This window comes from Natrinema pallidum, from assembly GCF_005890195.1.
GTDB lineage: Archaea > Halobacteriota > Halobacteria > Halobacteriales > Natrialbaceae > Natrinema > Natrinema pallidum.
The window spans coordinates 30,890-39,938 of sequence record NZ_CP040639.1 but is presented as its reverse complement, the minus strand read 5'-3'; the positions used below and the strand labels follow the sequence as shown (position 1 = coordinate 39,938).

At 61.8% G+C, this 9,049-nt stretch carries 20 protein-coding genes; 12 read left to right on the top strand and 8 right to left on the bottom strand.

The genetic code is table 11. From position 1 onward, the window contains the following. Nucleotide 1: 1 nt before the first annotated feature. The 5 genes from FGF80_RS18640 to FGF80_RS18620 are packed head-to-tail and all read right to left on the bottom strand — an operon-like array spanning nucleotide 2 to nucleotide 1,555. Complete coding sequence (locus FGF80_RS18640) at nucleotides 2-229, bottom strand: hypothetical protein (RefSeq protein WP_138655721.1); 228 nt, start codon at nucleotides 227-229, stop codon at nucleotides 2-4. Beyond that, nucleotides 222-650: a hypothetical protein gene (locus FGF80_RS18635; protein WP_138655720.1), complete on the bottom strand. Its 429-nt coding sequence runs from the start codon at nucleotides 648-650 to the stop codon at nucleotides 222-224. The genes FGF80_RS18640 and FGF80_RS18635 overlap by 8 nt, the downstream gene beginning before the upstream one ends. After that, nucleotides 647-892 (bottom strand): hypothetical protein, encoded by a 246-nt coding sequence (locus FGF80_RS18630; RefSeq protein ID WP_138655719.1) that lies wholly within the window; start codon nucleotides 890-892, stop codon nucleotides 647-649. The genes FGF80_RS18635 and FGF80_RS18630 overlap by 4 nt, the downstream gene beginning before the upstream one ends. Then, nucleotides 882-1,274 (bottom strand): hypothetical protein, encoded by a 393-nt coding sequence (locus FGF80_RS18625; RefSeq protein ID WP_238705383.1) that lies wholly within the window; start codon nucleotides 1,272-1,274, stop codon nucleotides 882-884. The genes FGF80_RS18630 and FGF80_RS18625 overlap by 11 nt, the downstream gene beginning before the upstream one ends. Then, nucleotides 1,271-1,555, bottom strand: a complete 285-nt coding sequence (locus FGF80_RS18620; protein WP_138655718.1) for a hypothetical protein — start codon at nucleotides 1,553-1,555, stop codon at nucleotides 1,271-1,273. The genes FGF80_RS18625 and FGF80_RS18620 overlap by 4 nt, the downstream gene beginning before the upstream one ends. A 419-nt stretch (nucleotides 1,556-1,974) precedes the next feature. On the opposite strand from FGF80_RS18620, the gene FGF80_RS18615 reads away from it, so the two are divergent. From FGF80_RS18615 to FGF80_RS18600, 5 genes are read left to right on the top strand one after another with little or no spacing between them, the layout of a single operon-like run. Further along, complete coding sequence (locus tag FGF80_RS18615; RefSeq protein WP_138655717.1) at nucleotides 1,975-2,565, top strand: hypothetical protein; 591 nt, start codon at nucleotides 1,975-1,977, stop codon at nucleotides 2,563-2,565. A 45-nt stretch (nucleotides 2,566-2,610) separates the two neighbouring features. Continuing rightward, nucleotides 2,611-2,979, top strand: coding sequence for a hypothetical protein (locus FGF80_RS18610; protein WP_138655716.1), 369 nt, complete (start codon nucleotides 2,611-2,613; stop codon nucleotides 2,977-2,979). Further along, complete coding sequence (locus FGF80_RS18605; RefSeq protein WP_138655715.1) at nucleotides 2,972-3,160, top strand: hypothetical protein; 189 nt, start codon at nucleotides 2,972-2,974, stop codon at nucleotides 3,158-3,160. The genes FGF80_RS18610 and FGF80_RS18605 overlap by 8 nt, the downstream gene beginning before the upstream one ends. 50 nt (nucleotides 3,161-3,210) lie before the next feature. After that, entirely contained in the window at nucleotides 3,211-3,360 is a 150-nt protein-coding gene (locus tag FGF80_RS19395) for a hypothetical protein (protein WP_175417076.1), read from the top strand. Between the two features lie 39 nt (nucleotides 3,361-3,399). Beyond that, nucleotides 3,400-3,591, top strand: coding sequence for a hypothetical protein (locus FGF80_RS18600; RefSeq protein ID WP_138655714.1), 192 nt, complete (start codon nucleotides 3,400-3,402; stop codon nucleotides 3,589-3,591). Between the two features lie 213 nt (nucleotides 3,592-3,804). Here the strand turns inward: FGF80_RS18600 and FGF80_RS19390 are convergent, their stop codons facing one another. From FGF80_RS19390 to FGF80_RS18590, 3 genes are all read right to left on the bottom strand, one after another. Further along, nucleotides 3,805-3,963, bottom strand: a complete 159-nt coding sequence (locus tag FGF80_RS19390; RefSeq protein ID WP_175417075.1) for a hypothetical protein — start codon at nucleotides 3,961-3,963, stop codon at nucleotides 3,805-3,807. Beyond that, entirely contained in the window at nucleotides 3,960-4,406 is a 447-nt protein-coding gene (locus FGF80_RS18595) for a hypothetical protein (RefSeq protein WP_175417074.1), read from the bottom strand. Before FGF80_RS18595 ends, FGF80_RS19390 begins: the two co-directional genes overlap by 4 nt. Nucleotides 4,407-4,512: 106 nt before the next feature. After that, the gene (locus FGF80_RS18590; protein ID WP_138655713.1) at nucleotides 4,513-4,821 is read right to left on the bottom strand and encodes a hypothetical protein; all 309 of its coding nucleotides are present in this window, start codon (nucleotides 4,819-4,821) and stop codon (nucleotides 4,513-4,515) included. A 327-nt stretch (nucleotides 4,822-5,148) separates the two neighbouring features. Here FGF80_RS18590 and FGF80_RS18585 point away from each other — a divergent pair, with 327 nt between their 5' ends. The 7 genes from FGF80_RS18585 to FGF80_RS18555 all read left to right on the top strand — a co-directional run bounded on the left by FGF80_RS18585 (nucleotide 5,149) and on the right by FGF80_RS18555 (nucleotide 8,884). After that, complete coding sequence (locus FGF80_RS18585) at nucleotides 5,149-5,835, top strand: PD-(D/E)XK nuclease family protein (protein ID WP_238705391.1); 687 nt, start codon at nucleotides 5,149-5,151, stop codon at nucleotides 5,833-5,835. Between the two features lie 147 nt (nucleotides 5,836-5,982). Then, nucleotides 5,983-6,276: an SNF2/RAD54 family helicase gene (locus tag FGF80_RS18580; protein WP_138655712.1), complete on the top strand. Its 294-nt coding sequence runs from the start codon at nucleotides 5,983-5,985 to the stop codon at nucleotides 6,274-6,276. Next, a complete protein-coding gene (locus tag FGF80_RS18575) occupies nucleotides 6,273-6,497 on the top strand; it encodes a hypothetical protein (RefSeq protein WP_138655711.1) in 225 nt (74 codons plus the stop codon). The genes FGF80_RS18580 and FGF80_RS18575 overlap by 4 nt, the downstream gene beginning before the upstream one ends. Further along, complete coding sequence (locus FGF80_RS18570) at nucleotides 6,494-7,012, top strand: DUF6884 domain-containing protein (protein ID WP_138655710.1); 519 nt, start codon at nucleotides 6,494-6,496, stop codon at nucleotides 7,010-7,012. Before FGF80_RS18575 ends, FGF80_RS18570 begins: the two co-directional genes overlap by 4 nt. A 3-nt stretch (nucleotides 7,013-7,015) precedes the next feature. Beyond that, nucleotides 7,016-7,759, top strand: a complete 744-nt coding sequence (locus tag FGF80_RS18565; protein ID WP_138655709.1) for a hypothetical protein — start codon at nucleotides 7,016-7,018, stop codon at nucleotides 7,757-7,759. Then, nucleotides 7,756-8,445 carry a hypothetical protein gene (locus FGF80_RS18560; protein WP_238705390.1) on the top strand — a complete coding sequence of 230 codons (690 nt, stop codon included), beginning with the start codon at nucleotides 7,756-7,758 and terminating at the stop codon, nucleotides 8,443-8,445. The genes FGF80_RS18565 and FGF80_RS18560 overlap by 4 nt, the downstream gene beginning before the upstream one ends. A gap of 64 nt (nucleotides 8,446-8,509) precedes the next feature. Continuing rightward, on the top strand, nucleotides 8,510-8,884 hold the full coding sequence (locus FGF80_RS18555; RefSeq protein ID WP_138655708.1) for a hypothetical protein: 375 nt from the start codon (nucleotides 8,510-8,512) through the stop codon (nucleotides 8,882-8,884). The last annotated feature ends 165 nt before the right edge of the window (nucleotides 8,885-9,049 follow it).

Genomic DNA, 9,049 nt, shown 5'->3' with positions numbered 1-9,049 from the left:
ATTAGCTGTCACCCCCGACGCCGTCGAACGCGACCGTTGCCGTCTCGCCCCACCCGTCGCCGGTCGCCTTGCAGGTGTACTCGTGGTTTCGCACGACGCGCTCGGCGATCTCCTGATTGTCTTCGATAGAGAGGTCGTCGCCGGCCTCGAGCGACCGCTCGTAGGTCCAGTCACAGTCGTCGCAGTGGGCCTCGAGCATGCCGTCGGGCGCGAGGACGTGACTACTCATCGTCGTCCCCGTCACGTTCGATCGGATCGTGTTCCACGTCGGCCCGGAACCCGACGGTAATCGCATGGAGGAGCCGCGCCAGTTCCTCGGGGTCGGGCACGTAGCCGTCCTTGGGATAGATCCGAATCAGGTCGCCCCGGAACACCAACACCCGGAGTCGGTTGTAGTGGTCCGTCGAACAAATCTCGCCGTCGTAGAACGGCTCGGTATCCGAGACGGGCCGTGCATCCAGTGGCGTGAGATCATGCACCTCGAGCGCCGTATGGAATTTCTCTGTCTGTTGCTCGGGCTCGTCGGTGAACCGGAGTTGGCACGGAATCGAGACGTGTTGCTCTTGCCCGAACTCGCCATCGAAGGCCCGATAGTCCCATTCCTCGGCTGCCTGTGCGGCGATTTCGTCGAGCGTTTCGTGGTCGCTCATGCGTTCTCACCGTCCGATTCTGGCGGAAGGTACCGCTCGGCCCAAATCCGATGCTCGTCGTTGCAGGTCTCACAGACGCGCGTTGTTGCCGTCGCGCCGGATTCGGCCTCGGCTTTGACGAGATAGTCCGCGCGCCGGCCGCACTCGAACGCACACTCGCCACGGTCGGGTCCCTCGAGACGGACAGCACCCGTCGGCATCGGCCGTCCGGCGCGTTCCCACCGCTCCGTTTTACTCGCCATTGGTCTCACCTGCCGCCTCGAGTGAGTGGTTATCGTCGCCGTAGAACTCGTCGTTGTAGTTCGCCGCGAGTTCCTGCACGTTCTCGAGTGTCGCCGGCCGGGTTTCCGGGTCCGGTTCTTCCCCGCGAGCGAGGTCGGCAGTCACGAGTTCGGCGGTTCCATCCTCAACACCGATGAACCCGGGGCCGTCAAGGTGGACAAATAGCCGATCGACGCCTCGGGCGGCCGCAAGATCGGACTCTTTCCAACACGGCGGGAGATCCGTGATTTTCTCCGGCGATCCGAGTTGCATCGATCCGCATTCGGGACAGTGCGGGACGCCGCTTGAACCCGACTCGCCACAGTCCGCACACTGCCACCAGTCGATAATGCTCGCGCTCATTCACCAGCCCTCCGTAACATCTCGAGATGCTGCTCCCCGACGGTCGCGACCTCGCCGGCCCGCCCGATCGTCTCGGCGGCCTCGGTCCGCGAGACCAACTCCGGCGCGTAGCCGTGGTAGCAGTGGTACTTTCGCACGACGCCGTCCGCGACATCGTAGAACCACACGTAGCCCGTCGCCGGGTCCCGGCATTTCAGGACCTCGTCGCTTGACAATCGTGCCAGCGGGTCGTCCCGCGGGGGCTGTTCGCCTGTCGTTGTCGTTTGGTGATCGACGCTCATATCTATCTCACCGATTCCGGCGGGCTCGGGTGGCCGAGTCGCCCGAATCCTATGAATCAGATACGTGAATTATACGGATAAGTGTTATCCCGACAATCGGGGCGCTCGCGGGCTCGAGGGGTGCGAAAACAGGCGAATCGGGGCGGTTGTGAGGGGTACGTTTATCCGACCGAATGGCGAACTGTCATGTATGGAGACCGATGCGGCGGATTCTGGCGACCGAATGGAGGGACGGTTTGGACCATGGACGGAGACTCTACTACGATCGATTTCGTACCCGATCGGTGCCTTTCTTACAACCATCTTTACTGTCGTGTGGTACGGATCTCTGGTATACCTCGTCTACCGAATTGGAACGGCGTTTTGAAGTTCCGACTGTCGGCGGTATCGTTTTCTAGGAGTGTTCCGAACCCGTTCATATGGCGACAGAACCGGTGACTGAACCGAACGCGGAGGATTTGCCGGCGACATGGAAACTCGTCGCTGGCCTGTCGGTCGGGGCCGTCGTATTGATCGCCGTCGGGATACAGTCACTCGAGGCGTTCGTTCAGACCACGGTCCCGCCGTATCCGAATCCAGAGTCGTACCCGGATACGATCGCAGGTGCGAACGCCCAGTTTCAGGACCAAGCGCTATTCCTTCAGGGGCTCGTTGTCCAATGTACCCGCCTTGTAGTCGCCGTGGCCGGTGTTGGCTTCGGCGTGTACGCGCTTCTCGGCGCGCTTGCGTTTGCCTTCGAGGGGCCGCTCGCGACGCTTGATACGTACCGACTCGAGACGCGCTGGGGACATGTCTCGCTTGCCACTCTGGCCAGCCTTATGACGCTCTTCGGACTCGCCAGCGCCGGCGTCTGGTACTGGTATGACTACGGCCCGCTCGAGGCGGTCGTCCAAACCGGTCGCGGTCTCGTCGGTCTCGTCGTGCTGTTCCTGTCCTTGCTGGTGTGGCTGTGGGTCCTCGAGCGGTTCGACCGGGTGAGCGGGGGCCGCCTGCTAGATCACGACGAGTAGCCTGCCGGCGGTATCGTTTTCTAGGCGGATTCCGAACGATCAGGTATGGCGACAAATACGAGCTACGAAGGTCCCGAACCCTCCTACGAAGGGATCTTCGGCACACTCTGCAAGCATGTCTCGGTCTTCGACGTGCGGTCCCCGGACGGGTGGATCGTCACCTGCCGCCGATGGGATAAGACGACGTGGTACCATCCCGAATCCGAGACTGAAATCCTCTGTGGAAAATCCAGCGACGGCTGGAGCGTCGACATTCGAAATTACGAGACGGGCGAAGTGTATCGGACGCTGCCACAAGACGGGAACCGATCAAACGCCTTCGAGGCCGTGCGGGCGTTTTTCGACGGCGAACCGCTCATGGTCGCCGGTGTCGGTGGGGGTCTTGTTACGCTCGAGGCGTTAGCCGATGACTGACGAGACCGACTCTTTCGAGGCCAGCGAAGGCGATACCCTCGAGTTACGAATGCCCGACGGGACGACCTACGAGTTCCAAGCCAAACACGCCCCACGTCTGAAAGCGATGTTCACCGACCTCGAGATCGACGGCGCGGACGTACCCGATCTCGAGTGGTCGGGCGAGAACTTTCGCGAGTAGGTTGCCGACGAGTAGATAGACTCACACCCACGCAGTCCCGACACTCGCCTATGCCCGTCCACCCGGACGCCTGCTATCGCTGTCCCTGTGGCCGTGTGTTCGTCGACGCCCAGATCGAATACGAACGGCATCTCGCGCGGGACCACGGCCGCCTGCGGGATACGCTGCCGGCGGTGCGGACGGCGTTGAACCACCGGTAGTCCGACTCTTTATCAGGGAAGCCGCGGCCAGCGTCGGTGATGCACCGAACTCCCCAGGAGGATCTCCTCGTCGTTGAAGCGCTCGTTGAGTATCACGCCGATCGGAAAGACGTCCAGCCCGAACGGGCCTGCCGAGCGTGGGTCTTGGCGAAGGACCTGGCCGCGAGTCACGGCCTCGAGATCGAGGATGCGCTTCGGCAGCGGACGGCGCTCGAGAGTGCGGACGAATAGGAGAGGTGTTATCGGCGGCCGCCCAGTACGTCTACCAAGCCTTCTGTGCCCGCACGTCGCCAGATAGCGACGACTAGCATCGCGCTCCAGGCGAGAATGAGTCCGACCGCAACCTCTGGCCGAATCCAGTATGCCACCGCGCCGACGATCGCACCAATCACGGCTCCGGTATGAAGACCGAACCTGATCGCGTCGCTAATTTGGCTGTCCATCCTACCACCGATCCTCCAGTAGCACGTCCGCGACTGCGTCGATTTCCTCGAGTTCGTCGCGTGCGTTGTAGGCATCGAGGTCTTTCGAGAACGGCCCGGCTTCGCACTCGGCATCGACGCCGCGGACCGAAAAGCGGAGGTAGTAGCCCGGTTCGCTCATTCCGAATCACCGAGCAACGGCTCGAGGTCCACCTGAAACGTCTGTCGGATATGCGGACTAATGGCGATCACCGACTCGTCAATCTCGGGATCGGTACACACCCACACGTCGAGATCGGCCTCGCCGGCCTTGACTTGCTCTTTGTCAATCTCGAGGTGGTCGAACGCCGCGGGCGGGATCTTTACGCGGTGGTCGTGGCCAGGGTTGTTCAGGTTCCGGCCCATCGGATTCTTTCGCCCGTCGAGTCCGCTGCCGACCAACTCGCCGACGAGAAAGACGTCGTCGGTTTCGGCAAAGCGAATCGCTTGTGCGACGCCGGTCTGTCCAAGGACATCAAGTGCGCGTTTGACCGAGACACTGACCGACCCGTCTTCATACCGGGCCGTTTGCTGTGCAACACATTCGAAACGCGACTGGAGATCGTTCACGGCTAATGCTTGCATGGGGAACACCGGGCGTTTGCCCGTACCGTAACATAGCTACGACACTCTATAAATAGCTGTCGCTGACAGTCTCGAGCGGGCGCGAAAAAATGGAGCGGCGCTTAGGTTACGTCTCGCGGATCAACACGCGGACTTCGACCGCTTCCCGGCGGGTGCCGTCGGGCGTCGTCTCGGTTCGGTCGTCGGAGTAGACGGCGACGATTTTGACCGGGTGATCGACGATCGTTTCGTTGAAGTTGTAGAACCGCTCGCCGTGTCGCAGCGACACGCGCCCGCGAATGCGACCGTTCTCGTCGTGGTTGATGTCCATCGTTTCCACGCAGTCGAGTCGGGCCAGCGCCGATTTCAGCGCGACGAGTTGTTCGATTTGTTCGTTGTACGATTCGGCGGTCAGATTCGACGGTTTGCCGTGCATCTGGGGAACACCGGGTAGTTCTCTGCTACCCAACCGTAACATGGTTACGGTATATAATAAAGATACCGATCGAATCGCATGACGGCGGCCGATTTCGGCCGCTCGAGTAGCCACTTCAATCGCTGGATGGGAGCGCGGCTTTTTTCACGTCCGCTCGCGGAGGTTCGGCCGGCGGCGTCGCATCAACTCGTTGTTGGGGAACACCGGGTATCTCGACGCCGCCGATTTCACTGATTTCGGAGTGCCAACAGTGTCGTTCCGGTAGTTTTATGCGTAACCGTAACTATGCTACGATTAGGGCCAGTGAGACTGGCCCGGTGTTCCCCAATGACGACTCAGGAACCAATGACGACGACCGAACCCGAACCGATCGACTTCGAAGCGCGGCTCCAAACCGCGCTCGAGGATGCAAACGACGACGAAAGCCACGTCGAACGCGACGCCGAAACGTTCCACCCGTCCCAAATCGCAGCGTGCGAACGGCAAGCGTACCTCGGCAAACTCGGGCTGAAAGACCACACCGACATTCTCGGGATCTTTCAGACCGGCACGCTGATTCACGAGTTCATCGAGGAGTACGTCGGCCCTCAGCTCGCGGACGCGGAGTTCGAAAAGCCCGTCGAGTACGAAACCGACGGCGTCCGATTCGTCGGGCACACCGACTGTTACGACGCCGAGCGCAACGCCGTGACGGATTTCAAGTCGCGGAACGGCTGGTACAACTTCGACCCGCCGAAAGACCGCCACTTGGATCAGGTGCATGTCTACATGGCCGCGACCGGCGCGGAGTACGGCCAGATCGTCTACGTCTCGAAAGGCGACATGGAGGTGCGGACCTACCCGGAGGATGGGTACTTCGCGTTCGACCCGGACCGCTTCGCGGCGATCGTCGAGCGCGCCAAGCGCGTCAAGCAGGCGATCGAAACCGACGGCGTCGCCGAGTCGGCCGATGAAATCCCGCTCGAGAAATGCGACTGTTTCATGTGCGGGAGTGAAACGCTCGCGTTCGACTAACTGACCGACCGCCGACCTCGCTCTTTTTCGCCCGGTCGCTGACCCTAATTCCCCCGAGAGTCGCCTGTCTGTGCGGTCTCCGGTATCTTTATAGTCTATCGTAGCATTGTTACGGTTGAGTACCAGAGAGGTACTCGGTGTTCCCCAATGCAACGACAACGACCACCGACAGACGAGACGACCCCGATCGAACCCGGTCAGACATGGCGGTGCAACGAGGCCCGCGCCGATCCCGACGCGGTCCCCGACCCCCACACCGACGCGCTGTGGGCCGACCACCCGCGCTTCAGGGCGACCGTCGACGACGTCCGCGACGGCGTCGTGACACTCGTGGTCGGCTACGGCAACGACCACCCTCGAGCGCCCGACTACGGCGCGACCATCGTTCGCTCGGCGGCGAAGCTTCGCGAGCGCGACCGCTGGCAGGAGGCCGACCGATGACGCCTGAAGACTATCCATACCAACGGACGGGACGGGCACGCGAGGTCAAGTCGTGCGCTGAGTGTGGCGATCCCGCCGAACTCCAGTACGGCGGCGACTACCTCTGCCCCGACTGCTACGTTTCTGAGCCCGGTGCTGGCGGCGATATCGAAACGCGACGCGAGACTGCTGCGGGCTCGAGAAAGCGACTCGAGGAACTGCAAGCGGAGGGCGACCAATGAGTCCTCACGTTTGCACCGTCGTTTCCTGTGGCGCGACCAAACAGGACCTCGCACCCGGCGAATCGGTCCCCGCCCGCGAGTTGTACGACTCGAGTGTCCACACCTGCAAGGATCGCTACGGCCGCCACTCCGATGGCTACTATATCATGAGCGCGGAGTATGGCTTGGTCCACAATCAGACCGAACTCGCCCACTACGACCGCACGCTCGACGACCTGTCTGACCATCGAACTCGAGCATGGGGACACGACGTTGCCCGGGACCTTGCTACGATCCTTGAGTGCGGGGGCTTCGACGCCGTCGTGCTCATCGGCAGCGCAACTTACGTCGGGGCTCTCGAGGCCCACTTCGACCGATTCCCGTGTGCGGTCCTGACGCCGTGGCAAACCTCCGAGTACGTCACTGGCGTCGGGCGGGGTATGGCGTGGTGCAACGACGAGAGTCACTGGCCCGACAACGTTGAGTCGGTCGCGGCGATCGGCGACGTGGTCTCGCCGGCCCCGCGGGAGGTGTGAGTGATGGTTGCAAAACCGCCCCTTCCCGACGGCGACGAGCTGCCGCGCGAGATCAATGGCTGGCACCACCGGCCCGAGTCGAACAAAAACGGTCACGCGTGGTACGCTGCTGACGGTGAGACCGCGGTGGCCGTGTACTCCGGCTTTGGCCGCGTCTACGTGTCGGTAACGGACGAACGCTGTGACGGTCTCGAGCGCGGCGTGCGAATCTACGAGGATGGATACGAGGACGACATCGACGGCCGCGAGCGCGACCGCCACGAAGCCCGTGCGGTCGTCGACGGAATCGACGCGGCCTGCGAGTGGATGGGCGAAACCGCACCCGCCGAGTGGTCGAACCCCGCGGTGTGCGAGGCCGTCTTCGATGCCCCGCCAGGCTACAGTCTCGAGCGCTACTACCTCGAGAACCGGGAGGCGACGGTCTACTATCGCCGCGACGGGACCGAATCGATCACTCGCTTTCCTGGCCACGCCGACCCCGACCAATACACACTAGAGACGTGTCCGTATCTGTATGTCCACGAATGGCGGGGTAGCGGGAATGCGACCGTTGCACTGGCTCCATGGCTGCGAGCCCACGGCTCGTCCTCGAAACACCCCGAGATTCGGGAGGTCGCCGAGACGCCCGCCGAGTGTGGGCTCGAGGTCGCCGTGACGGTGGCCCGTGAATGGGCACGCGAGCATGTCGGCGGCGAGATCGACGCCGATGCGGCCGGACAGGCTGGCCTCGGGAGGTGGTCCGCATGAGACTCTACTATACTGGCGCGTCGCCAAACAACCTCCGCAAGGCCCGCGAACACGCGCCGTCACACACCCACGGGTTCGGGTGGACGCCACAGAAAATGACGCCGCATGACGGCCCGTACTTCGTGGACAATGGCGCATTCACCGAGTCGTTCGACGCCGAGGCGTGGCTCGAGACCGTCGAACGCTCCTTGCTCGAGATGCCGACGGTCCCCGATTTCATCGTCTTGCCGGACGTCTACGGCGACGCCGAGGCGACCATCGAACGCCACCGCGAATGGCTGTATGATCGGCCGCTCCCGTTGCGCTCAGGCGAACTCGCCCGGTACTGGGTCCTCCAGCCGGGCCGGCCACTCGAGGACCAATTCGACGCACTCGAGGGCTGTCAGGGCGTGTTCGTCGGCGGGCCGAAACGATGGAAACGTGCCCACGGGGCCGAGATCGTCGCCGAAGCCCGCGACCGGGATCTCCGCACCCACGTCGGGAATCCGGGTGGGGCCGACGGCCTCGTGTGGGCCTATCGGACCGGCTTCGACAGCTGCGATACGACCACGATCTTTCAGAACGGCTACTGGCACTATCTCGAGCGACTCGAGGCCGCGACCGAGGAGACCGACAGTCCCGTGCCCGAACCCGGCGACCCGGAGAGTGAGCAAGCCGCGCTCGAGGCATTTTCGGAGACGGCGTAGAGGCCGTTCACTTTCACCGCGGTCACGGAACCCTTATTCGCGTCGCGTGACAAGTTCAACTCGCATGAACGACGAAACCACCGTCAATGTGAACCTCACTCAGACAGAAATGGATTACACCTCACTGACTATCTTCGACCGTGAGACCGAAGAAGAACTGGATCACCGAATTATCCCGACCGAAATGACTGTTCCTGTCGTTGGCGATATCATATCACTCGCCGATCTCGAGATGTCTGGTTCCTTCGAGGATCTGGGAGGAGATGCAGAGGTTACCTCTGTATCAGATCGTTATGAGGTTGTTCACCGCCGGTTGGATTACAGCTTTCATGAATACGACTTTGACGATAAAGATCTCGAAGAAGGTGTTGCTCTTACTGCCAATATCTGGGTTGTTGAGAAACCTCTTGATGAGGACGATGACTGGGACATAGAGTAGCTTCACTACTGAACTGCTGAGGCAACTGTCGAGACGGCTGTTTTCGGCGGATTCGTGACTCGTGCCGAGTGTTCAGATTCGTCCGCAGTTCCATATAGCGATATTCAGTTTACGCCAATACGGCCGACTATCTCCACTATACGGTGTATTGTGGTTGTCCACTGG

Excerpts from the sequence above, each read along its gene's own strand:
- FGF80_RS18555 (WP_138655708.1), top strand. The coding sequence starts at position 8,510 with ATGAACGACGAAACCACCGTCAATGTGAACCTCACTCAGACAGAAATG.
- FGF80_RS18595 (WP_175417074.1), bottom strand. The coding sequence starts at position 4,406 with ATGCAAGCATTAGCCGTGAACGATCTCCAGTCGCGTTTCGAATGTGTT.
- FGF80_RS18590 (WP_138655713.1), bottom strand. The coding sequence starts at position 4,821 with ATGCACGGCAAACCGTCGAATCTGACCGCCGAATCGTACAACGAACAA.
- FGF80_RS18565 (WP_138655709.1), top strand. The coding sequence starts at position 7,016 with ATGGTTGCAAAACCGCCCCTTCCCGACGGCGACGAGCTGCCGCGCGAG.
- FGF80_RS19390 (WP_175417075.1), bottom strand. The coding sequence starts at position 3,963 with ATGAGCGAACCGGGCTACTACCTCCGCTTTTCGGTCCGCGGCGTCGAT.
- FGF80_RS18570 (WP_138655710.1), top strand. The coding sequence starts at position 6,494 with ATGAGTCCTCACGTTTGCACCGTCGTTTCCTGTGGCGCGACCAAACAG.
- FGF80_RS18575 (WP_138655711.1), top strand. The coding sequence starts at position 6,273 with ATGACGCCTGAAGACTATCCATACCAACGGACGGGACGGGCACGCGAG.
- FGF80_RS18605 (WP_138655715.1), top strand. The coding sequence starts at position 2,972 with ATGACTGACGAGACCGACTCTTTCGAGGCCAGCGAAGGCGATACCCTC.
- FGF80_RS19395 (WP_175417076.1), top strand. The coding sequence starts at position 3,211 with ATGCCCGTCCACCCGGACGCCTGCTATCGCTGTCCCTGTGGCCGTGTG.
- FGF80_RS18560 (WP_238705390.1), top strand. The coding sequence starts at position 7,756 with ATGAGACTCTACTATACTGGCGCGTCGCCAAACAACCTCCGCAAGGCC.
- FGF80_RS18625 (WP_238705383.1), bottom strand. The coding sequence starts at position 1,274 with ATGAGCGCGAGCATTATCGACTGGTGGCAGTGTGCGGACTGTGGCGAG.
- FGF80_RS18620 (WP_138655718.1), bottom strand. The coding sequence starts at position 1,555 with ATGAGCGTCGATCACCAAACGACAACGACAGGCGAACAGCCCCCGCGG.
- FGF80_RS18610 (WP_138655716.1), top strand. The coding sequence starts at position 2,611 with ATGGCGACAAATACGAGCTACGAAGGTCCCGAACCCTCCTACGAAGGG.
- FGF80_RS18615 (WP_138655717.1), top strand. The coding sequence starts at position 1,975 with ATGGCGACAGAACCGGTGACTGAACCGAACGCGGAGGATTTGCCGGCG.
- FGF80_RS18600 (WP_138655714.1), top strand. The coding sequence starts at position 3,400 with ATGCACCGAACTCCCCAGGAGGATCTCCTCGTCGTTGAAGCGCTCGTT.
- FGF80_RS18630 (WP_138655719.1), bottom strand. The coding sequence starts at position 892 with ATGGCGAGTAAAACGGAGCGGTGGGAACGCGCCGGACGGCCGATGCCG.
- FGF80_RS18580 (WP_138655712.1), top strand. The coding sequence starts at position 5,983 with ATGCAACGACAACGACCACCGACAGACGAGACGACCCCGATCGAACCC.
- FGF80_RS18585 (WP_238705391.1), top strand. The coding sequence starts at position 5,149 with ATGACGACTCAGGAACCAATGACGACGACCGAACCCGAACCGATCGAC.
- FGF80_RS18640 (WP_138655721.1), bottom strand. The coding sequence starts at position 229 with ATGAGTAGTCACGTCCTCGCGCCCGACGGCATGCTCGAGGCCCACTGC.
- FGF80_RS18635 (WP_138655720.1), bottom strand. The coding sequence starts at position 650 with ATGAGCGACCACGAAACGCTCGACGAAATCGCCGCACAGGCAGCCGAG.